We start from the raw sequence: 20,656 nt of genomic DNA, 5'->3' as shown, positions 1-20,656 counted from the left end.
ATGCCAGTTTATAAGAATGAGAAAAATGGAACTTGGTATGCTATGGTTCGGTATAAGGACTGGAGAGGGGAGCGGAAACAGAAGTGCCAGCGAGGTTTTGTCACCAAAAGGGAAGCACAGGACTGGGAGCGGCAATTCCAATTACAGAAAAAAGCGGATATTGATATGACGCTGGAAAGTTTCTGTAAGATGTATGAAGCAGATGTGCGTCCCCGGTTGAAGGAGAACACATGGCTGACGAAGGAAAGTATTATCGAGAGCAAGATTCTTCCGTATCTCGGACAGAGAAAGTTATCGGAAATTACGGCAAAGGATGTGATTGACTGGCAGAATGAGATGAGGAGTCAAAAGGGGAAGACTGGGAAGCCGATTTCACCCACTTATCTGAAAACCATTCACGGACAGTTGAGTTCCATTTTTAATCATGCCATCCGCTATTATGATTTGAATATCAATCCGGCGAAGAAAGCGGGAACGATGGGCATGGAGGAAAGTAAAGAAATGTTGTTCTGGACAAAGGAAGAATATTTGAAATTTGCCGAAGCCATGATGGATAAGGATATTTCCTATTATGCGTTTGAACTGCTTTACTGGAGTGGGATTCGTGAGGGTGAACTGCTTGCCCTGACACCAGCGGATTTTGACTTTGCAAACCAGACCGTAACAATTAATAAATCCTATCAGCGGTTGAAGGGAAGGGATGTGATAACCAGTCCAAAAACAAAGAAAAGTAACCGGGTAATTAAAATGCCACGGTTTCTTTCGGAGGAGATGGAGGACTGCATGAAATTGTTTTACAGCCTGAAACCCACGGATCGGCTGTTCCCTGTGACAAAGCATTATTTATGTCATGAGATGGATAGAGGGTGCAAAGCTGCCGGGGTTAAGCGGATTCGTATTCACGATTTGAGGCACAGCCATGTCTCGCTTCTGATTGACAGGGGCTTTACAGCACTGGCAATCGGTGAACGGGTGGGGCATGAGAGTGAAAAAATCACATATCGCTATGCACATTTGTTCCCGTCAAGGCAGACGGAGATGGCGGAGTGTCTCAATTTTGAGAGGACTGGAATAGAAGCAGAAGAAAATACAAGTGATGGAGGGAAAGATGTATGTCAGTAAAAGTTTTAGATCAACAGGGGCGGTGGAGAAATAAGACGGTAGCTTTTAGAGTATCACCAGAGGAGGATGCACAAATTGAAGCAGCAGTAAGGCTGTCAGGTTTGACAAAACAGGATTATATTATCCGACGTCTGCAGGAAAAGGAAGTTGTAGTTGTGGGGAATCCACGGGTGTACAAGGCTCTGAAGAATGAACTGGCGAAGGTGCTTGTGGAATTGCAGCGGATAGATTCAGGCGGTGGAGTTTCCAGAGATTTATTAGATACGATGGAACTGATTACTTTGACAATGCAGGGGATGAAAGATGAGCAGTAAAAAGCCTTTAAGTGTCTGCAAACACCTAAAGGCAGAGACTTGGTGGAATATCCAAAGTCATCTCTATAGGATATTCTACCAAAGTATCCTGACTCTTTCAACCAGAAATGGAGGGGATTTTGAACAATAGAAAAAAGGAACCAGATTTAAAACTGATTAATATGGAGTCGGTGGAGGTAGAGCAGATTCAATGGCTGCTCTATCCATTCATTCCTTATGGAAAGGTTACGATTATCCAAGGCGATCCCGGCGAAGGGAAAACCACAATGGTACTGCAAATTATCGCAAAGCTGACAAGGGGAGAGAAAGTCCTGCCGGACGGTTCGAGGGATGAAGCAGAGTTGTTGGAAGAAAAAGCAGAGCCAGTGAACGTGATTTATCAGACCGCCGAGGATGGATTGGGCGATACGATAAAGCCACGACTTATGGAGGCGGGGGCAGATTGCTCCAGAGTGCTGGTAATTGATGATGGGGAGCAGCCGTTGACGATGTTGGATTCCCGGCTAGAAGAAGCCATTGTGGAGACACAGGCACGTCTGATTGTGTTAGACCCCATACAAGGCTTTCTGGGGGCAGAGGTGGATATGCACCGGGCAAATGAAATCCGCCCGCTGATGAAGCGGGTGTCGGTGCTGGCGGAGAAACACCATTGTGCCATTATCCTGATAGGGCATATGAACAAGAACAGTAGTGGTAAATCTTCCTACCGGGGACTTGGTTCTATTGATTTTCAGGCGGCCGCCAGAAGTGTCCTAGTGGTAGGGCGTATTAAAAATGAGCCAGAAGTCAGAGTGGTGTGCCATGTGAAAAGTTCGCTGGCACCAGAGGGTAAATCCATTGCTTTTCGTCTGGATAAGGATCATGGATTTGAATGGATAGGCGAATATGATATAGGGGCAGATGATTTGTTGAATGGAGATAGCCGGGGACAAAAAACGAGAGAGGCAAAGGCATTTTTGCAAGAGATACTGGCAGATGGACAAGTCATGCAGAGTGAAGTTGTAGAAGAAGCAGAGAGCCGGGGAATTAAAAGTAAGACCCTCTGGAATGCGAAAACCGCATTGAATGTTCAATCTGTTAAGGTTGGTAAACAGTGGGCGTGGGTATTACCAGAGGGATAAAAGAAGATGGCAAGATTCCCTTTTCCTAAAGATAAGGTAACCTTGCCACCTTGAAAGGAGTCGAATTTGAAGAATGTGCAAATACCGTCTGAGTTGTTTATATTATTGATTCGTTATCATTTGATAGAGGATGTGAGCAGTGGAGAAAAGATTCGGATAGGATTGGAGAAGAAGATGGATGTATTGATAGACCGTGAGCTATACACAAAATATAAGACCGCACCAACGGACGAAGAACGGGAAAAAGCCAGAACAGAGTATTTGGACAGAAGTGGTGTGAGGGATAGCTTTCGTTGGTAATTCTTCCTTGACTGTAATAGACAGGAGCGTGTCACGCCCCTGTGGATAGCGGACAAGGAGAATTGCTTGGTTGGATGGCGATATGGTGGGAAGAATCACCGGGAACACAAGCAGTGGGAATTAAACGGCTGGAACAGCCGCATCGTCCGTAGGACGAAAAGCCCCCGGCAGGGCGCAAAGGCAGCTTTTGATGGACGGAACGGCTGTCAAAAGTGCTTTTGCGTTACTTTCGGGAAAGTAACAAAGCCATGCGCCGGATACGGCGCACATTCAAGCAATGAAAGGAGAGAATAGCCTATTGAAAAGAACGATTAGTGTTATGGTGGGGAAAGGTTCCGTCAATCACAACAGCAGAAAATTTCACGCAAAGAATACAGATCCAGAGCGAAGTGGCAGAAACGTGGAATATTGCAATCAAGATATTCAGGATATTTATCACGAGCTGTTTGACGAATCTCTTGTCAGATACAATGATAAGCAGACCAGAAGTGACCGCCGGGTTGATGATTATTATGAAAAAATCTGCTCTGGTAAGCAGGAGAAGCCGTTTCACGAGATTATCCTGCAGATTGGAAATAAAGATAATACGAGTGCAATGACGGAGAACGGAGAGCTTGCCGCAAGGGTGCTGGCTGAATATATGGAAGAATTTCAGGAACGGAATCCCACGTTAAAGGTATTTTCTTCACATCTGCACATGGACGAAGCCACGCCACATTTGCATATCGACTTTGTGCCATTTTCCACTGGGAGCAGGCGTGGGTTAGATACGAGGGTATCTTTAAAACAGGCATTGGCGGCGTTGGGTTTTAAAGGCGGCACAAGAAGCGATACGGAATGGAATCAGTGGGTGGCGGCTGAAAAGGAACAGCTTGCCGCTGTCATGCAAAGGCATGATATTGAGTGGGAGCAGAAAGGTACTCAAGAAAAGCATTTATCCGTTTTGGATTTTGAGAAGAAAGAGCGGCAAAAGGAAGTCACGGTATTGGAGCAGGAAGTTGGCAGTTTGGAATCTGAAAGTGTGGCATTATCGGGAAGAATTGCAGAGAACAAAGCAGAGATACAGGGGTTGGATGAGGTGAGGGAGGAGGCAGAAAAAGTTGCAGAGGAGGCGGTAGAACGGTCAGAAAAGGCAGAGCAACAGGTAAAGGTATATGAAAAAGAACTAGATATTATTAAGCCTGTTATGGAGAGTATTGACCGGGAATTAAAAGAGTTTAGGGGTAAAATCGAGGATACGCTGCCGCCGGCAGCAACACTGGAGAGGGCAGCCAGTTATCGGGAAAACAAGGCGAAGCCATTGTTTATCTAGATGAAAAATAAGATAGCAGCATTGGCGGCAAGGCTGATGGAAACTATGCAAGAATTGAAATCGGTTAAGGCAGAAAATAGAAAGCTGATAGAGGACAATAATTTGCTGTTTTCTGACTGCAACGATTTATTCAAAGAAAATGCCGGTCTGAAGAATATCGCAACTATGTTTGAGCGTGTGGTGCGTGTTCTGGGAGAAGATAAGGTGTTTATGGCTGTCAGGCAGGATGAGGAGAGGGAACGTCTGGAGGCTGAACGAAAGCGGGCAGAACAGATACCAAAAGAAAGAAGTGTACGAAAAAATCTGGAACGTGCAAAAGAAAATGTGGCAGCACGTGAAGCAGGAAAATTAAAGAAAAAATCAAAAAGCAGAGATATGGAAAGGTAGGAAGAGATTATGAAAAAACATATTTATGATGAAAAGAATGGATTGAGTTATACGCTGCAGGGGGATTATTATTTGCCTGATTTGGCATTGCCAGAGGAAGAACCAGCCGCTTATGGGAAATATGGTATGCTGCGCCGGACATTCCTTGAGGAGCATAGAAAGGGGATATACACTACATTGCTCGTTCAGGGGAAACTTGTGGAACATCTGAATCAGACAGACCGAGAAGCAAATGAGCGGATGGAGTTACTTGTGCGGCAGATGGCAGACAATCAGGGAGTGACAGAGCAGTTGAAAGAAGAAAATCAAATGTTATGGGTGGGGTTGATGAATAGTATAAAAAGTGCTGCGGAGGAAATTGTATTGCAAGAACTGATATATTTAGAGGATAATTAGATACGCATAGAATACAAAAATAGAGTTGAACCAAAATGCCCTAGATTGCTGAGATTTTCAATCTAGGGCTATTTGTTATAGGTTAAGCCATTAAACATGGTGTTGTAATCCGTATGGAAAATTTCAGCTAATGCGATTAGTTCGCTGATGCGTATATTATATGTTCCAGATTCTATTTGTGAATAGATACTTCTGGAAATGGAGAAGTTGCGAAGCTGTAATTGTGCGACAACCTGTTCTTGAGTTAAATCAGCATTATTTCGTAACTTTCTTAAATTATCCCCAATAGAAATATCTTGTACTTGCTTTAATTTTTGTGGCATAGGAGGATACCAGCCCTTTCGTTCGACATTTCGTCGGTTTATATTGATTCTAGTATAAAATGCCTGTATAATTGCAATTAATAAATTGCAAAGGAAGGAGCCATGATATTAAATTATGAGAAAAGGGAAGTTTAGCAAAGTGATGGGAACGATTGGACAAGAGGAGGGAATCAGTGCCAAGGAAGTAGAAAGAAAAATCCAGCTTGCCATTGATTCGGGCTTTGATAATCCAGATGAAAAAGTGCAGGCAGAATGGGCAAAGATCCCATTTAAAGGGGAACGCCCGACCCCAGAGGAAGTTATTGAATATATGTGCAAGAAACTGAAACTGAAACAGAATCAATAAAATAGGATGAGGCAATACGCTTATTTTTTTAAATGAATACTACTCAACTAATAAGCAATATACTTCTGTTGATAAAATCTAATAATATCCTGTGATAGCGGGTAAAATGAAAGCAACATATATCGGAAGTGAGGTGTAGGTTGCTTGTTAGATGAGAAGTATATTGCAAACCGTATAAAGGAACTCTGTGATAAGAAGCAGATGACCATGTATGCGTTATCTAAGAAAACGGATATTAGTCAGTCATCTTTATCAAATCTGATGAAAAGGGGAAGTACACCTACTTTTTATACATTGAATCGAATCTGTGACGGATTGGGAATTACACTGGCACAGTTCTTCTCGGATGGTGTTGGAAAGCTGGAACTATCATCGGAGCAAAGGAAAGTATTGGAGATGTGGGAGACCTTGACTGATAAAGAAAAAGAAGCGGTTGAGATTTATGTGAGGGGTATGAAATTAAAGTAAGGGCAGCCTGATGAGGGCTGCTTTTTGCGTTTTTGCCGGAAAGGCAAATGATGAAGAAGGTTATTGTGTTAGGAATGGTGCTGCTGTTGGCAGGATGTGCCCCGGCGGAAGAAAAAGAAGAGGGGCATTCTTCTATGGTTGTCACGGCGGATGGAGAGGTTGTTTCCGCATATCGTGATGGGGAAGATGTGACGGAGGAAAGGAAAGCGCTGGAGGTACAGACGGAAGAGGCAATCAGTTGGTTCCTGAATCGTGACAGGGAGGAATTAGAATTTGATGTGTTCTGTATGTTGGAAGAGGACGGTATGACGATTGAGGTTATGGTGGATGAGGTGTCGTATACGTTTACTTGCAGTATGCAGGGCGATATTATTGGTGTGGGGAGGACAGATGGGAATCGGTTTGATTTGAGGGGGAAATAAACATATAGTGTAGCTTGTAGTGCAAAAGCCATTATTGAAAAGGAGAGTCTATTGTAGTACAACATATTATAGTTGTATGGGAAGCGACAACCTAGAACAGAAAGGTTCACAGACTAATAAATAGAAGCAGCTATTGACAAATATGGAAAAAGTGATAAAATATAATAAAAATATAGAAGCTGCTACTAATAGCAGCTATCAGGAGAATCGAAATGAGAATAAATAAAAACTTAAGTAAAGCTGCTTCATTTAATCCAACTAAAAAAAGCCATCAAATGTCTATTGTAGAAATGTGTCAAAAGATTGAGGAACAGGCTATTTCTTTACCTTTGTATCAGCGTGATTTAAGCTGGACATTGCAAAAGAGTATTGCGTTGTTGAATTATCAACTATTGGGTAAAGCTCCTGTTTCTCCAATATCAATAAACGTAATTTTAAATACACAAGGATGTGTTCCTCAAGTATCTTTTATTGATAGAGAACTATTAGAAGAGATTGAGAGGGGGCAGTATTCAGTAGTTGATGGTCAGCAACGATTATCTACAAATTATAAGGCATACATAAATCATGAAGAGTTTAGGAATGTTATTTTGGATTTAGGTAAAGGCGTTTTTACCGAGAGTCAAGGTGCAATTCGTAATAATCAAGTTCCGGCAGGGATTTTGTTGAACAAAGATGATGCAGTGCTTTTTAACTATATACAAAAAAAATCCACCTTAAAATCTCCAGAGATAACAAGTTTATTACTGCAAATCAAGAGTAAGATAAAAAATTATAATTATACAATAAATTCGGCGGAAGATTTGACAGAAGATGAACAAATTGAATGGTTTGAGGTTTTGAATAACGCTGGAAGTAGAGTTAGTATTGTACAAATGCGATTTTCAAAGTTAAAGGCGCATGGAATTGATATATATACACAATACACAAAATTGTTTTGTAATAAATTAATCGATATTGGATTTGGAGATTTTTTCACACCACAAAAAACCACAGTGTCATATCCAATAGCTGCGCTGAATCCAGCATATGAGGTTTTAATGAAGAAAAATCATTCTAATAATTATGCCCCGATTCCATCAGACACGAAAGAAAATCAATTATGTGGATTGGATCCAGAGGAACTGACAAGTTGTTTTTCGGTAACATTGCAGGCTTTAGATAATGTAATTGATTTTCTCGAAGATAATGAATTAAAAAGACCTAGTCGAATTGATTATATTAATTATTTGATTGGTTTTTGGGTTTTTAATAATTCCAATAATAGTAGTGAGTTTCGAGATTACATAATTAATTGGTATGATAATGTTGATTTTACAAACAAGTCAAATAGCGACAGACGTGAGATTTTTAACGATTTAATAGCTATGAAAGAGCAGTATAGCTAAATGTTATAAAAACATTTATGAACTATGTAAATCGTGAGTGTTTCTATGAAAATTTAGTGATATATTTTGATAAGGAGGTTGGGATATGTCTAAAACTGTTGGAAAAGCAACTTTAGAAGCCGATGAAGATGGTTTAGTTACGCTTCAATGCAATAGATGCAGATCAAGATTTAAAGTAAACTGCACATATTTAAATAATGATTTAGAAGATAAAGAGATTTATTGTCCTGTATGTGGAATATCAGAAGAGTTAAACACTTTTTGGCCTGAAGAGATTATTGAAGAAGCAAAGAAAGTAGCGTTAGTAGAGGCAGAACGAATGATTACAGATGCTTTAAAGGGAATAAATTCAAAATTTATGAAAGTAAAAACAAAACCTGTTCAAAAAGTTGACACCAATATGATATTTAAAAACAAGGATTATGATATGCAAAAGGTAAAAGTACATTGTTGCAATAGAGAAATTGCACTTATGCCAGCAGATGTTACTTCTGGTTTTTACTGTCCATATTGTGGGAGGATTGTAAAATGAGTAATTATACAAGCGAGGAAATACAAGATATTTCTTCAAACTTCAGGAATATTGCACGCCGATTAAGCAGGACGGATTATTCACAATGTGATACAAATTTAATAAGGTTTATGAAAGCTATAGATGAGCAAAAAGCGATAAAGGATTTCGTTGATAGAAATAATACCTGTGAATATGATATTGAAGAAGTAATAAAAACAAGGGATTGGATAGGTCCATTTGAAATTAGTCCAATAGTTCAAGAAGAAATATCGTTGGAATATCAGATGTTAAAATATGCGGTTGACAAATTTGGTGGAGATTTTACTAGATTATATGGAACGCATATTTACACCAGTACAAAATCAACCACAAACGATGAGATGCGCAAATTTATTGAACATATTATTGATCCGCTGATAGATTATATAAGCGAATATTTGAGATCGTGTTATGAGAAGATAGTTCGAGAAGAAGAAAAAAATAAGCCAAGTGCATCAAATGGAATAACTGCAAATTATTCAACGGTTGTAGTTGCAAATAATATTGACGGTACAGTTAATAATAATATTACCATTAATGAAGAAACACAAAACGATGCTATGGAGTTGCTATGTTCGATAAAGGAGATGATGTCATCGAATGATACAGGGGATAAGGATGATATATTAGAAATGTTGAAACAGATAGAATGTGATATAAAAGCAAATAATAAACCGAAAAAAGGATTTCTCGTTGCGCTTAAGAATTTGTGTGGAGGAAGTGCAGCAGCTATTACACTAGTAAATTCGCTTATGAAGTTATTTCAATTTGCATAAATCTAAAAGATATTATTGCTATTAGGAGTTGATAACATTTCCCTGATAACAAATTGATAACACCAGTTGGGATAGACCATAGGAATTAGACAGTTGGAGAAAAATAAAATCAAATAGAACCAAAATGCCCATACAAAATTGTATAGAAATCGTTTTTGCTTTGCGAGTTCGAGTGACATTGAATCTATGCAAATTATTAACGGGTAGCCTTGTAGACAGTAGAGGATGTGTGCGCCAACCTATTATGATAAGTTTCAATGTAGCAAACATAACGATTAGTGGATGTAGAAAAACGGAACTATAATAAAGAGATAACTATGTGAAGAAGGCAAAAAGAAGAATACTGTGGGGCTGATTATGAAAAGAAATGAGATAGGCTTTGTAGTGACCAACGAATATAAGGAATGGCTCACTGCAATTAAAGAAAAAATCCGAAGCAGTCAGATTAAAGCATCTGTAAAAGTGAACCGGGAATTACTGGGATTATATTGGCACATAGGAGCAGATATTGTAGAACGACAGAAAAATGCTAGATGGGGTGATGGATTACTCAAGCAGATGAGTGTCGATTTGAAAAAAGCATTTCCAGATATGACCGGATTTTCAGAAACAAACTTGAAAACAATGCGTTTATGGTATCGGTTTTATGCGGATGTTATAAATGGTCAACAGGTTGTAGACGAAATGACTTCCGAGGAAATCATAAAATTAATAACAAGCATTCCATGGGGACATAATCAGCGTATTATATTCAAGTGTAGCGATGTCAGAGAAGCCATTTTTTATGCGCAGCATACGTTAGAGCATAATTGGAGTCGTGATGTGTTGGTTCATCAGATAGAAGGAAAATTATATGAGCGAAAAGGAAAGGCAATTACAAATTTTAAAGAGAAACTTCCTTCTCCTTCGTCTGATTTGGCTATACAATCACTCAAAAATCCATATAGCTTTGATTTTTTGTCCATGCGGGAAAGTTATGATGAAAAAGATTTAGAAGATGCGCTGGTTAGTCAGATAACACAATTTCTACTAGAACTTGGGACAGGGTTTTCGTATGTTGGTCGTCAGATACATTTGAAGGTTGGAGAGCAGGATTTTTATTTGGATTTACTGTTTTATCATATTAAATTGCATTGTTATGTAGTTGTTGAGTTGAAAACGAAGAAGTTTGAGCCGGAATTTGCCGGAAAATTAAATTTTTATGTTACAGCGGTTAATAAGCAGTTAACTGGCGAAGAAGATAATCCTGCTATTGGCTTGCTGATATGTAAAGACAAAGATAATGTGGTTGCAGAGTATTCGCTTGAAGAGATAGCCCAACCTATTGGCATTGCAGAATATGAACTTGAAACGGTGTTGAAGAAAGAATATCAAAAGAGCTTACCGTCAATAGAGGAATTGGAATTAGAGGTGGCAAAGATGAGAGACGAAAATTAGTCAACAAACTGTAGACTAATTTTAAGCGTGATAACATTTAGCTGATAACAAATTGATAACACCAGTTTGGATAGACCATAGGATTAGGACAGTTTAAATAAGATAAAGTCAAATAGAACCAAAGGGCCTATACAAAATTGTATAGAGTCAACTTTGATTTTGCGAGTTCGAGTGATACAAGTGTATATAATTTATTTTATATGGCAGGTAATCTAAGGATTGCCTGTCATTTGGTATTTTATTACTATTTCAATTTAAAATTTAAAATTTAAAATTATTGTTGCCAAGGAAAAGGTTTTAGAAAAGTGTGTGTTAATTTTAAGATGTGGAAAAACAATATTGAGACATACAGAGGACTTTAAGGAGTGTGTAGAATGATTTATAATGGATAAAAAGAAAGATGTAGCAACAGAAGTAATACGAGTTTTTGCATAAATATATCACATTCATTGATGAAACTTAAAGCAATATTAATTGGACAATTTGGAAGTAACATTAAAAATATGGATACTCCAATGGTTGGAGAAATCAAAAGAGAAATAGAGGATAGTATTAATGAAAAAGCTGGATTTAAAGTAAATAGAAAGTTGTGTAACAATATTCATTATACAAGAATAGATATTATTTCAGAGTTAGAATGGGAAATGGTTAATAAATTCCAATAAATGCGTGAGCTTAAGAAAAAGGAAAAAAGTGAAAGTGATAATAGGGGACATAATGTGTTGCAGGGATAAGATTATAAAAAATAAGTTGCAAAAAATCGCACCAGTGGTGCGAGAAATAAAATCCTTTAAAAGAAATAGAAAAGCACAAGATATAGTACAATGATTAAAATATTCATTGCATGTTCAATTAAATAAGAACATGGATGCTGTAAAATTTTAAGTTGAATTTTACAGCATCTTTTTGTATAGTAAAGATGTAAGCAGAAATAATATGTGTCAGAGAAGGAGATGATGATATGCCCAGTATTTTACCAGTATCTGATTTAAGAAACTATAATGAAGTGCTTAAAAATTGTCAGGTAGGAGAGCCGGTTTTCTTAACGAAAAATGGTAGAGGAAAATTTGTAGTCCTTGATATAGAGGATTATGAAAAAGACAGAGCAGAGAAAAAGTTGTTGGCTAAATTGCTGGAAGCAGAAGAAGCTGTTACAGATGGAAAAGGTTGGATGAGACTTGATGAACTGAAGTCAGCAATGGAGGAATAACGATTAATGAAACTAAGGATTAATCCTCTTGTAGCGGCTGATTTGAAAGCAATTCGGGATTATATCGCAGAGGACAATGCGGAAGCAGCAAGAAAGACAGTAGATGAAATTTACAAAAGCTTTGAAAATCTACAGCAATTCCCGACAATGGGAGCAGATTTGTCAAAGCGAGTAAGCTTCAAAACGGATTATAAGTATCTGATACATGGAAACTATATCACACTTTATCTTATCAAAAAAGATTGTGTTGAGATATATTGTGTGATTGACAGATACCAAGATATTACAAGTATTTTGTTCTGATAAAAGAATTGAATTCTTGCCGGGTTCGCGTAGTCGGCAATTAAAAGATATTTAAACCAACGAAAAAGGTCTTGCCGAATTGAGTGAAATCAATTTGGCAAGACCTTTTTACTCGCAAAATATCAAGGCGGCCTGTTGCCGGTTTTTACCCATTGTCGTTTTACCATTTTCCTATTATATAGATAACAGAACGATTTGCCATCCTGCAGCATAAGATGCTATAGGTACACGTATATCTAAGTATTTTGTGGATCTACTGAACCTACATCATGTTTATACGAAAGGATTGAGTTAATATGAAAAAATATACTGATTGTAACGATTGTGAATGTTATACTAATGAGAGTTGTGCATTTTGCGGCGGTTGTGGTTGTAATCACTGCTGCCGTGGTCCCCAAGGCCCTGCCGGCCCCCAGGGACCTCAAGGACCGGCTGGCCCCCAGGGACCTCAAGGACCGGCTGGTCCCCAGGGACCTCAAGGTCCGGCCGGCCCTGCCGGTGATACAAGCTCTGCCTGTTGTAGCTGTAGTGAGCAACTAAGAAATATAATCCAACAAATCATTACCCTGTATCCAGATAATAATCTGTTTGTCACTTTGAATAGTGGTGATGCAGTTGTTGGCCGTCCCGGCTCTTTGATTACAGGACCAAACGGGCGTACCGGAGTATTTGTAGTAATAAATCCTCAAAATTTTGAGCAATATTTGTCCACCTGCAGCATCGACACAATTCAGATAAACAATGCAATGTATAATGATGCCATTGTTTATCTACCGGAACCGGTTCCCGTTCCGGCAGACTGTTGCGCCGATTGCGAAGCAACGATTCGTTCTCTCCTGCCTGTCGGAACATCTGACGTTGTTATAACCACTAGTACTCAAACTCCATCAACGGGAACAGTTATTAGAAATGAATACGGTATGATTGTACTTGCTAATGAGGCTGAAAACAATATCACCTTTATTTCCTCGTGCAGTATTGATTTATTTTTCAGTTAGAGTATGAAGCGGACGGACATATATGTCTGTCCGCCAGACTGACGGAGGGGGTGAGGTGTCCAGAGAGTTGGTGGAATATTTAAATCAATCGCTACAGGTATTCTACCAAAGTCTCTTGATGCTTTCAACTGGCACTGGAGGAGAAGTCTATTGCTTTCCAGTCGGATAAGGTTAACGGATTTGAGTGAATAGGGGAATAGAATATCTGTGCGGATAATTTGCTAAATGGAAGTAGCCGGGGAAAGAAGATAAAGACATCACGGAATATTTCAGTTAAGGCTTTCAATTCTAAATGAGTTACATATCTTTTGTTTGTTTCTATGCGGGTAATGATATTTTATCCATGTTGAACCCGGCTAATTGCAGTTAGTGGGCAAGGTCATGCTGATAGAAAAGATGTGACGGACGAGAGACATGCGTTGGGAGAACAGACGGAAAAGGTGGGAGTAAGTTCTTGAGCCGGGAAAGGGCGGGCTTAGAGTTTGATATGTTTTGTATGCTAGAGCAGGATGGTATGACGGTGGGAGTTGCCGTGGATAGGGTGCATATTAAGGAATAGAGAGAAGTTGTACTTCTGTACAATTTATAAAAACCTTACTGATTTTCAGCAGTGAAACTGAATATCGGTAAGGTTTTTTCGACAGCTACAAATTACTTTTTAACCCGATTTCCTCTGCTTTTTACAATGCTCTTCCGGAAATTTCTCATAGTCCAAATCGTGCAGCAGACCTGCGGTGCCCCACGCTTCTTCGCCCTCGCCGTCCAGCCTGGCGAAACGGGCCGTGACCGCCTCTACAGCCAGCGCGTGCTTCAGCAGGGCCGGCATATACCCTTGTCAGGGTGATGCTGCATTTATAGTCTTTCATAAGATACCAGTTCCTCTAAAGGAATCCGGGTGGATGAATGGCGGTCCGGGCTTGCCGGTACTCCATCAGCATACCCGACAGCCAGGATATTGACCGGTTCCAGATGCTCAGGGAGCCGGAATTCTTTCTTGATTACATCCGGCTTGAAATAGCAGATCCAGACGGAACCGAGGCCCAGGTCCGCTGCCTCCATCATCATATGGTCGGTCAGTATGGAAGCATCGATATCTGTCGTTCTCATCCCGTCAAAGGGCCGTTCCCATGCCTTTGTCTTGTCCGTGCAGACGATAAGTGCCAGAGGCGCATGGTAGATGTTGGCGGCCTTTGATATCCGGGACAGTCCGTCAGTTTCCCGGACGGCTATGATGTGCACCGGCTGTAGGTTGGCTGCAGTTGGGGCGACATGTGCAGCGGTAAGGATTTTTTGAAGCTTCTCATCCTCCACTGGCTGGTCCGTATAGTTTCTTACAGAATAACGTGATTTTGCAATGTCTAAAAAGTTCATATCTTTCCTCTCCATTTTCCTATTGTGATTCAGGTTAACCTATACTATAATTATAAACAATATAAATGAAAGAGCAAGAACGCACAATTTAGGTAGATAATACCCAAAAGGAAAGTGAGGCAGCTTATGGCTATAACATGCAATAGCTTTACCTGTCCGGTCGAGGCGACAATCCGGCTCATTGGCGGGAAGTACAAGGCAGTAATACTCTGGCATCTTATGAACAGTACGCTGCGGTACAGCGAACTGCACAGGCGGATGCCGAAAGCCACGGACAAGATGCTGGCCCAGCAGCTCAGGGAACTGGAAAAGGATGGTCTGATACATCGGGAAGTTTATCCTGTGGTGCCGCCCAGAACCGAATATTCGCTTACAGATTTCGGAAAGAGTCTGGCGCCTATTCTGGAAGAGATGTGCAACTGGGGAGAACAGTATCTGAAAGATACATTTGGATGAAACAATCTACATAGCATGTGGAACCTTAAATTGTGAAGAGGATACGGAAAGAATGAAAATAGCATATTTTATCTGTGCAGGCTTGTCTGCAGGTATTATCGGCGGCTCTTTGATTGGCAGCATTAAGCTGTTTACAAAAAGGAGTTATCCGGAAGAACGCAGAATCAAAACTAAAAAAATGATGGATAAGGCGGCATCTGTGATTAAATTTTTCACAATGCTTTTACTTGCGTTAGGACTGATATGGTGCATATATTTTTTGATTCTCGGAGCGGTGATGCCGGAGAAGACCGAATATGCCAACAATATGTCTGAGCTGATTGTAGCAGTTCTGACTGTCATATCTATCATCTTCGCCTTTGTAGAATTCCTGAGACGGAACAATGATAAAAAGTAAGTTACATCTGAATACAGATGCAAAGCCCCCTCGCAGCTGATGTGAGGGGGCTTTACATACGGCGGCGCGTTTAACGGGGCCGCCGCATTAATTTCTCGTAAGGTTCTCTATCACAATCGGTAGGAACCTTTCTTTTGTGATATCTTTCAATTCAATCGTACCATCCATCTGAAGCCAGTAAGAGACGCACCCCTGGAACAGTGCCTGCATAAGCCAGGCGGCATCTTCGGCGGAATAGTGTATCTTAAACTGCCCGGCGGCAATCCTTTTTTCCAGAAAAGGGGTAAGGCAGCGCACTCCTGAATATTCGTTATATTCATGGTTGCTCATCCAGATGCTGTTGAACTGGTCGTTGATATTGCGGCAGAGGATATGGCCGGCCTCATCCAGGATAGAAGCCTTATAAGTATAATATTCAGACAGGACTTCTACCGGATCTTCATCCAGGGCGCTGTCATCGAGTATCTGATGTCCTTTCGTGCCGAGAGTCTTGGCATAGTCCAGAAGAAAGCTCGCCTTGTTCTTGTAGTAGTGATAGATAGAGCCGACCGGCACCCCGGCCGCTTCGCATATATCACTGATCTTCGTCTTGTCATATCCTTGTTCCTTGAATAACGTGATAGCTGCGTCGTAAATATGCTGACGGCGCTCAGCAGAATGTTTGTGCTCCATATAAGACCTCATTTGCTAAATAATACCTTTTTTGCAGTCCAAGTATACTACATCAAAAATAATTAGTCAAATAACCGGCAAACTATTACTTTATGCTTGACTAATGTTTCACAATATGATAGATTCAAATAAATAGAATTAGATTCTAGAATTATATTCTAAATGCAACTATTAACAAATTACAAAGGAGAACAGAGATGACATTAGGTATTATTGGATGTCTGCTTGGCTTTATCGTGATGGGCGTCCTGGCTTACAGAGGGTGGCATATTGCAATCGCCTCTATCGCAGGTGCACTGATTGTCGCTTTACTGAACGGTATGCCTGTTACAAATGCCTATCTGGAAGGCTACCTTCCGGGGATGGGAGGCTTTCTGTCCACTTACTTCGGTCAGTTTCTCTTCGGGGCGCTGCTGGCGGAGATATACTCTGCCACCGGCGCAGGCCTGACCGTGGCGCTTGGAATCTCCAGATTCTTTATCCGGGACAGCCTTACGGAGAGCCAGAAGAGGAGGATGGTCCTCTTCGTGCTGATCATCATCAGCGCGGCGCTTGAATTCGCCGGCGTAGGCGCCTCTTTAATCGTGATGGTCATATATCCTGTGGCACTGTCCTTATTCCGGCTGGCCGACATCCCTAAGCGATATATAGTGGCGGCGATACTGGGCGGCTGCCTCGGGTTTGCCAACGACTTGCCGGGAAGCCCGCAGCCGGGCAACACGATTCCGATGAAGATACTGGAAACTTCATCCACCGCCGGTCTGGTTCCGGGAATCATAGGTGCTGTCGTGGAAATCATTGCAATGGTCTTGCTGCTGAGCCTGGTTATCAATCGCGGCATCAAGAGAGGTGAGAGGTTCCATCCGGAGGTTGACATGGACAGGGCTGTTGACGAAGGGAAAAAGCGTCCGTATATGTGGAAGGCGCTGCTTCCCGTGGCAGTATTGTTTGTACTGTTTAATATCATGAAATGGGATATCAATATATCGCTTGCAGTCACCTGTGCTTTCAGCGTTGTGCTGCTATACGGATATTTTCCGGGCAGAGACATAAAAAGCATGGCAGGAAGAGGCATCGCCCAGGGCGTGACAGCGACCATCAGCATCTGCGCTGTTATCGGATTTTCCACTGTCGTACAGGATACGGCGGCTTTCCAGAGCATCGTGGACAGTCTGGTACACCTGGATATGAACCCGTATGTGCTGCTTATCGTATGCGTGTCATTCATGTGTATGCTCTGCGGCGGATCTGCGACGGGACAGGCCATAGCACTCCCGATTATCAGCCCTGCCATAAAAGCAGCCGGGGTATCTGCGGAAGCGGTTCATCGTATCTCATCCTTTGCAGGAGCGATATTAGATACGATGCCATATGCCGGAACGGTAGTGATGGCTCATGCCTATGCGAAGGTGAGGATCAGCGACGGCTACCCGGCCGTGTTCGTGATATCAGTCATAGCGACCGCAATCAGCACGTTTACGGTGACGGCCATATGTGCGTTGTTTCCGGCGCTCGTATAACCAGTAAGGAGGGAAAAATGGAAAATTATGATGTATTGTTTACGCCATATAAGATTGGTGATTTGAAGATACGAAACCGTATCGTCATGTGCCCCATGGGGACGAATGCGGCTTATGGGGACGGCTCGATAGCAGAAAACCGCATTGATTATTATGCACGCAGGGCAAAAGGCGGGGTCGGCATGATAATCCTGGGCTGCCAGTTCATCAGCCCGGAACTGGCGTCCGGCTGTATCGAAGGGACGATAGAGCCCAGCACCTCCCTGCCGCGGCTGTCCGTGTTATGTGAAAAGGTACACCAGTACGGGGCCAAGATCTGTGCACAGTTATCCTGTGGTGTGGGGCGAAATGCGTTTCCGCAACGCTTCAATAAGCCGATAAGTGCATCAGCTATACCGGCGGCACTTGATTCGTCCATCATCTGTCATGAGATGACGAAGGAAGAGATAGCCCAGATGATGGATGCATTCACAACAGCGGCGCGGCATGCGGCCGCAGTCGGGTTCGACGCAATCGAAGTCCACGCCCATGCCGGTTACCTGGTGGACCAGTTCTTATCGCCGCTTTGGAATAAGCGGACAGATGAGTACGGAGGCTCTGTAGAGAACAGGACCCGGTTTGCCAGAGAGATTATCGCAGCAATCCGGAAGGGGATTCCACGGAATATGCCGATACTGTTCCGCATCTCCATGGACCACAGGACGGACGGGGGACGTGACATAGCGGACAGCGTGGAGATAATACGCAGACTGGAGCAGGAGGGCGTGGCGGCGTTTGACGTGGATGCAGGCAGCTATGAGACGATTGATTATATCTTTCCGACGGCATATCTCGGCGACGCATGTATGGCCTATGCCGCACGGGCAGCCAAAGCGGCGGTATCCGTTCCGGTGCTGAACGCGGGCAATCATACGCCTGAGACGGCAAAGCATCTGATAGAAGCCGGTGATGCTGATTTCGCCATGATAGGGCGTGGGCTGATTGCAGATCCGGACCTGCCGAAGAAGCTCCGGGAGAACAGGCGCAGGGAGGTCCGTCCGTGTATCAGATGTAACGAGGACTGTATCGGACGGACCGCGGCGTTCAAGATGTCGATGCTCAGCTGTGCGGTCAACCCGGAGGCATGTCAGGAACAGTGGTTCCGGCTTGAAAAGACGAGGCTGCCCAAGCGGGTCTGTGTCATAGGCGCCGGGCCGGGAGGGCTGGAAGCCGCACGTGTCGCGGCTGAATGCGGCCACACGGTAACCGTATATGAACAGGAGGGGCAGATAGGCGGACAGCTCACAGCAGCAGCCACTCCGAAGTTCAAAAGCCAGTTAAGAGCGCTGCTGGCATATTATGAGGTACAGCTTGAGAAGCTTGGCGTGCCGGTGCTGCTGAACCGTGAGGTAAAAGCGGATGACCCTCTACTTTCCCAGTATGACAGATGGATAGTAGCGACAGGGGCTGTCCCATTTACCCCGTCTGTAAAAGGAATGGACGGCAGCAATGTAATCAGCGTACTTGATGCCCACCGCCATAAAGAGCTGGTGAAGGGGGAACGGATAGTCATCTGCGGAGGCGGCCTGTCGGGATGCGACTGTGCGCTGGAGCTTTCCATGGAATATAAGAAACGGCCCGTCATTGTGGAGATGATGGACAAGCTGGCGCCGAACATGATTATGATGAACCGGGCATCCATGCAGCGGATGCTGCAAGAGCAGGATATAGATGTCTATACAGGCTGCCGGGTGGAACAGGTGGAAGAAGGCAGGGTACATATAGTGGATAAGGACGATAATTCCCGGATTCTGGAAGCGGATACGGTGATAAGTGCTTTCGGGATGCGTTCCGACCATGCTCTGGCAGATGCCTTGGAGCAAAAGTATGGATGGAAGGTACGCACAGTCGGGGACTGCAGCCGCATCGGACGGGTGGGGCTGGCAGTGCGCGAAGGATATTTTGCAGGGAGCACGTTAGATAGTTGAGGAGGAAGAAGATGAAAGGATATGGAATAGCTGTTCCGGGAGAGCGGATGGGATGGATAGAAAAAGACATCCCCGGACCGGGAAGATATGAGGCGCTGGCAAGGCCCGTAGCGCTTGCGCCATGTACCTCGGATGTTCATCTATTTGAGAATCCGATGATGCCGGCAGAGCGGATACTCGGGCATGAAGTGGTAGCGGAAATCGTGGAGGTCGGCGAAGGTGTGACACATGTAAAGCCAGGCGATATCGTGGCCACAGGTGCCACGACTCCAGACTGGCGGACATGCGAGGTGCAGGATAGCCTGCCCCAGAACAGCGGAGGCACAAATGCAGGAATGATATGGGCATCCAGGACAGATGGCGTATTTGCGGAATATTTTATCATCCGGGACGTGGATATGAATACAGCGGTCATTCCGGAAGGGGTCACGGTGGCTCAGGCCCTGATGACCGGCGACATGGTGACGACCGGTTTCTATGGTGCGGAACTGGGGGAAGTGGCATACGGCGATACCGTCGTCGTGTGCGGAATCGGTCCGGTAGGACAGATGGCAATAGCAGGTTCCGTTCTAAGAGGCGCCGGAAGAGTCATCGCCGTCGGAAACCGGCCCCATACATTTGAGCTCGCCAGATATTACGGGGCGACCGATTGCGTAGATTACAAAGCAGGAGACATCAAAGGGCAGGTGCTGGAATTGACGAAGGGACAGGCCCCTGACTGCTGTATCGTGGCAGGCGGTAATGCGCATACATTTACGCAATGCCTGGATTTGGTCAAGTCCGGAGGGATCCTGTCGAATCTGGTGGCCCAGCCAGAGGGAGTTGCCATTACACCGGCTCAATCCGGCAGATGGTGTTCGCATAAGACGGTCAGAGGCGGGCTCTGCCCCGGAGGCCGAAGGCGGTTGGAGCGGCTTCTGGCCATGATAGCCTGCAGAAGGTTTGACCCGGAAAAGCTCGTGACACAGCGGTTTTACGGACTGGAGAAGATTGAGGATGCATTTGCGCTCATGATGCATAAGGATGACAGCGTGGTGAAACCCATCGTGTATGTAAATGGTACGGAATCTTAGGAATGAGACAAATATAACGGAGGA

General features: G+C 43.2%; 26 protein-coding genes and 2 pseudogenes. 23 read left to right on the top strand and 5 right to left on the bottom strand.

The genetic code is table 11. From position 1 onward, the window contains the following. The 7 genes and pseudogenes from HJV72_RS05135 (at window position 1) to HJV72_RS05110 (ending at window position 4,952) form a co-directional block, all read left to right on the top strand. A complete protein-coding gene (locus HJV72_RS05135; protein ID WP_208069253.1) occupies window positions 1–1,122 on the top strand; it encodes a site-specific integrase in 1,122 nt (373 codons plus the stop codon). After that, window positions 1,113–1,436 carry a plasmid mobilization protein gene (locus HJV72_RS05130; protein WP_208069252.1) on the top strand — a complete coding sequence of 108 codons (324 nt, stop codon included), beginning with the start codon at window positions 1,113–1,115 and terminating at the stop codon, window positions 1,434–1,436. The genes HJV72_RS05135 and HJV72_RS05130 overlap by 10 nt, the downstream gene beginning before the upstream one ends. 107 nt (window positions 1,437–1,543) lie before the next feature. After that, window positions 1,544–2,557, top strand: a complete 1,014-nt coding sequence (locus HJV72_RS05125) for an AAA family ATPase (RefSeq protein ID WP_208069250.1) — start codon at window positions 1,544–1,546, stop codon at window positions 2,555–2,557. A gap of 66 nt (window positions 2,558–2,623) precedes the next feature. Beyond that, window positions 2,624–2,857 (top strand): complexin-2, encoded by a 234-nt coding sequence (locus HJV72_RS05120; protein ID WP_208069248.1) that lies wholly within the window; start codon window positions 2,624–2,626, stop codon window positions 2,855–2,857. Between the two features lie 319 nt (window positions 2,858–3,176). Next, window positions 3,177–3,857: pseudogene (locus HJV72_RS19730) on the top strand (plasmid recombination protein); the annotation flags it as partial. A gap of 348 nt (window positions 3,858–4,205) precedes the next feature. Next, window positions 4,206–4,556, top strand: a complete 351-nt coding sequence (locus HJV72_RS19725; protein ID WP_243765524.1) for a hypothetical protein — start codon at window positions 4,206–4,208, stop codon at window positions 4,554–4,556. Window positions 4,557–4,565: 9 nt separating this feature from the next. Then, entirely contained in the window at window positions 4,566–4,952 is a 387-nt protein-coding gene (locus HJV72_RS05110; RefSeq protein ID WP_208069246.1) for a TnpV protein, read from the top strand. 68 nt (window positions 4,953–5,020) lie between these two features. Here the strand turns inward: HJV72_RS05110 and HJV72_RS05105 are convergent, their stop codons facing one another. Beyond that, on the bottom strand, window positions 5,021–5,275 hold the full coding sequence (locus tag HJV72_RS05105) for a helix-turn-helix domain-containing protein (protein WP_208069244.1): 255 nt from the start codon (window positions 5,273–5,275) through the stop codon (window positions 5,021–5,023). Window positions 5,276–5,390: 115 nt separating this feature from the next. On the opposite strand from HJV72_RS05105, the gene HJV72_RS05100 reads away from it, so the two are divergent. From HJV72_RS05100 to HJV72_RS05050, 11 genes are all read left to right on the top strand, one after another. Beyond that, complete coding sequence (locus HJV72_RS05100) at window positions 5,391–5,621, top strand: sporulation initiation factor Spo0A C-terminal domain-containing protein (protein WP_208069242.1); 231 nt, start codon at window positions 5,391–5,393, stop codon at window positions 5,619–5,621. Window positions 5,622–5,765: 144 nt separating this feature from the next. Then, on the top strand, window positions 5,766–6,089 hold the full coding sequence (locus HJV72_RS05095; protein ID WP_208069240.1) for a helix-turn-helix domain-containing protein: 324 nt from the start codon (window positions 5,766–5,768) through the stop codon (window positions 6,087–6,089). 47 nt (window positions 6,090–6,136) lie between these two features. Then, window positions 6,137–6,511, top strand: coding sequence for a hypothetical protein (locus tag HJV72_RS05090; protein ID WP_243765523.1), 375 nt, complete (start codon window positions 6,137–6,139; stop codon window positions 6,509–6,511). A 212-nt stretch (window positions 6,512–6,723) separates the two neighbouring features. After that, window positions 6,724–7,899 (top strand): DUF262 domain-containing protein, encoded by a 1,176-nt coding sequence (locus HJV72_RS05085; protein WP_243765522.1) that lies wholly within the window; start codon window positions 6,724–6,726, stop codon window positions 7,897–7,899. Between the two features lie 85 nt (window positions 7,900–7,984). Beyond that, window positions 7,985–8,431, top strand: a complete 447-nt coding sequence (locus HJV72_RS05080) for a hypothetical protein (RefSeq protein WP_208069238.1) — start codon at window positions 7,985–7,987, stop codon at window positions 8,429–8,431. After that, window positions 8,428–9,228, top strand: coding sequence for a hypothetical protein (locus HJV72_RS05075; RefSeq protein WP_208069237.1), 801 nt, complete (start codon window positions 8,428–8,430; stop codon window positions 9,226–9,228). Before HJV72_RS05080 ends, HJV72_RS05075 begins: the two co-directional genes overlap by 4 nt. Before the next feature lie 357 nt (window positions 9,229–9,585). Beyond that, window positions 9,586–10,665, top strand: a complete 1,080-nt coding sequence (locus tag HJV72_RS05070; RefSeq protein WP_208069236.1) for a PDDEXK nuclease domain-containing protein — start codon at window positions 9,586–9,588, stop codon at window positions 10,663–10,665. A gap of 452 nt (window positions 10,666–11,117) precedes the next feature. Then, window positions 11,118–11,330 (top strand): hypothetical protein, encoded by a 213-nt coding sequence (locus HJV72_RS05065; RefSeq protein ID WP_208069230.1) that lies wholly within the window; start codon window positions 11,118–11,120, stop codon window positions 11,328–11,330. Between the two features lie 296 nt (window positions 11,331–11,626). Further along, the gene (locus HJV72_RS05060) at window positions 11,627–11,875 is read left to right on the top strand and encodes a type II toxin-antitoxin system prevent-host-death family antitoxin (protein WP_208069228.1); all 249 of its coding nucleotides are present in this window, start codon (window positions 11,627–11,629) and stop codon (window positions 11,873–11,875) included. A 6-nt stretch (window positions 11,876–11,881) separates the two neighbouring features. After that, entirely contained in the window at window positions 11,882–12,178 is a 297-nt protein-coding gene (locus tag HJV72_RS05055; RefSeq protein WP_066578682.1) for a type II toxin-antitoxin system RelE/ParE family toxin, read from the top strand. A 296-nt stretch (window positions 12,179–12,474) separates the two neighbouring features. Next, the gene (locus HJV72_RS05050) at window positions 12,475–13,176 is read left to right on the top strand and encodes a collagen-like protein (protein ID WP_208069226.1); all 702 of its coding nucleotides are present in this window, start codon (window positions 12,475–12,477) and stop codon (window positions 13,174–13,176) included. 262 nt (window positions 13,177–13,438) lie between these two features. Here HJV72_RS05050 and HJV72_RS20305 read toward each other — a convergent pair. From HJV72_RS20305 to HJV72_RS05040, 3 genes and pseudogenes are all read right to left on the bottom strand, one after another. Further along, window positions 13,439–13,542: pseudogene (locus tag HJV72_RS20305) on the bottom strand (helix-turn-helix domain-containing protein); the annotation flags it as partial. A gap of 292 nt (window positions 13,543–13,834) precedes the next feature. After that, window positions 13,835–14,002 (bottom strand): HD domain-containing protein, encoded by a 168-nt coding sequence (locus HJV72_RS05045; RefSeq protein ID WP_243765521.1) that lies wholly within the window; start codon window positions 14,000–14,002, stop codon window positions 13,835–13,837. A 26-nt stretch (window positions 14,003–14,028) separates the two neighbouring features. Then, window positions 14,029–14,547 (bottom strand): nitroreductase family protein, encoded by a 519-nt coding sequence (locus HJV72_RS05040; protein ID WP_066578673.1) that lies wholly within the window; start codon window positions 14,545–14,547, stop codon window positions 14,029–14,031. 126 nt (window positions 14,548–14,673) lie between these two features. Between HJV72_RS05040 and HJV72_RS05035 the strand changes: the two genes are divergently transcribed. Both HJV72_RS05035 and HJV72_RS05030 read left to right on the top strand, forming a co-directional pair. After that, window positions 14,674–15,003 (top strand): winged helix-turn-helix transcriptional regulator, encoded by a 330-nt coding sequence (locus tag HJV72_RS05035; protein WP_208069225.1) that lies wholly within the window; start codon window positions 14,674–14,676, stop codon window positions 15,001–15,003. A 52-nt stretch (window positions 15,004–15,055) separates the two neighbouring features. Next, the gene (locus HJV72_RS05030; protein WP_208069224.1) at window positions 15,056–15,400 is read left to right on the top strand and encodes a transporter; all 345 of its coding nucleotides are present in this window, start codon (window positions 15,056–15,058) and stop codon (window positions 15,398–15,400) included. A gap of 87 nt (window positions 15,401–15,487) precedes the next feature. On the opposite strand, the gene HJV72_RS05025 is transcribed toward HJV72_RS05030, so the two are convergent. Then, entirely contained in the window at window positions 15,488–16,072 is a 585-nt protein-coding gene (locus tag HJV72_RS05025; protein WP_208069223.1) for a TetR/AcrR family transcriptional regulator, read from the bottom strand. Window positions 16,073–16,269: 197 nt separating this feature from the next. Here HJV72_RS05025 and HJV72_RS05020 point away from each other — a divergent pair, with 197 nt between their 5' ends. From HJV72_RS05020 to HJV72_RS05010, 3 genes are read left to right on the top strand one after another with little or no spacing between them, the layout of a single operon-like run. Next, a complete protein-coding gene (locus HJV72_RS05020) occupies window positions 16,270–17,592 on the top strand; it encodes a GntP family permease (RefSeq protein ID WP_208069222.1) in 1,323 nt (440 codons plus the stop codon). A 17-nt stretch (window positions 17,593–17,609) separates the two neighbouring features. After that, window positions 17,610–19,559 carry an NAD(P)/FAD-dependent oxidoreductase gene (locus tag HJV72_RS05015; protein WP_208069221.1) on the top strand — a complete coding sequence of 650 codons (1,950 nt, stop codon included), beginning with the start codon at window positions 17,610–17,612 and terminating at the stop codon, window positions 19,557–19,559. A gap of 11 nt (window positions 19,560–19,570) precedes the next feature. After that, window positions 19,571–20,632, top strand: a complete 1,062-nt coding sequence (locus tag HJV72_RS05010; protein WP_208069220.1) for a zinc-binding dehydrogenase — start codon at window positions 19,571–19,573, stop codon at window positions 20,630–20,632. Window positions 20,633–20,656 lie beyond the last annotated feature (24 nt).

Origin of the sequence: Extibacter sp. GGCC_0201 (genome assembly GCF_017566055.1) — a bacterium.
In the GTDB taxonomy this organism is placed as follows: Bacteria; Bacillota; Clostridia; order Lachnospirales; family Lachnospiraceae; genus Extibacter.
The sequence above is the reverse complement of the archived record's forward strand: the minus strand, read 5'-3'. Positions and strand labels throughout refer to the sequence as shown.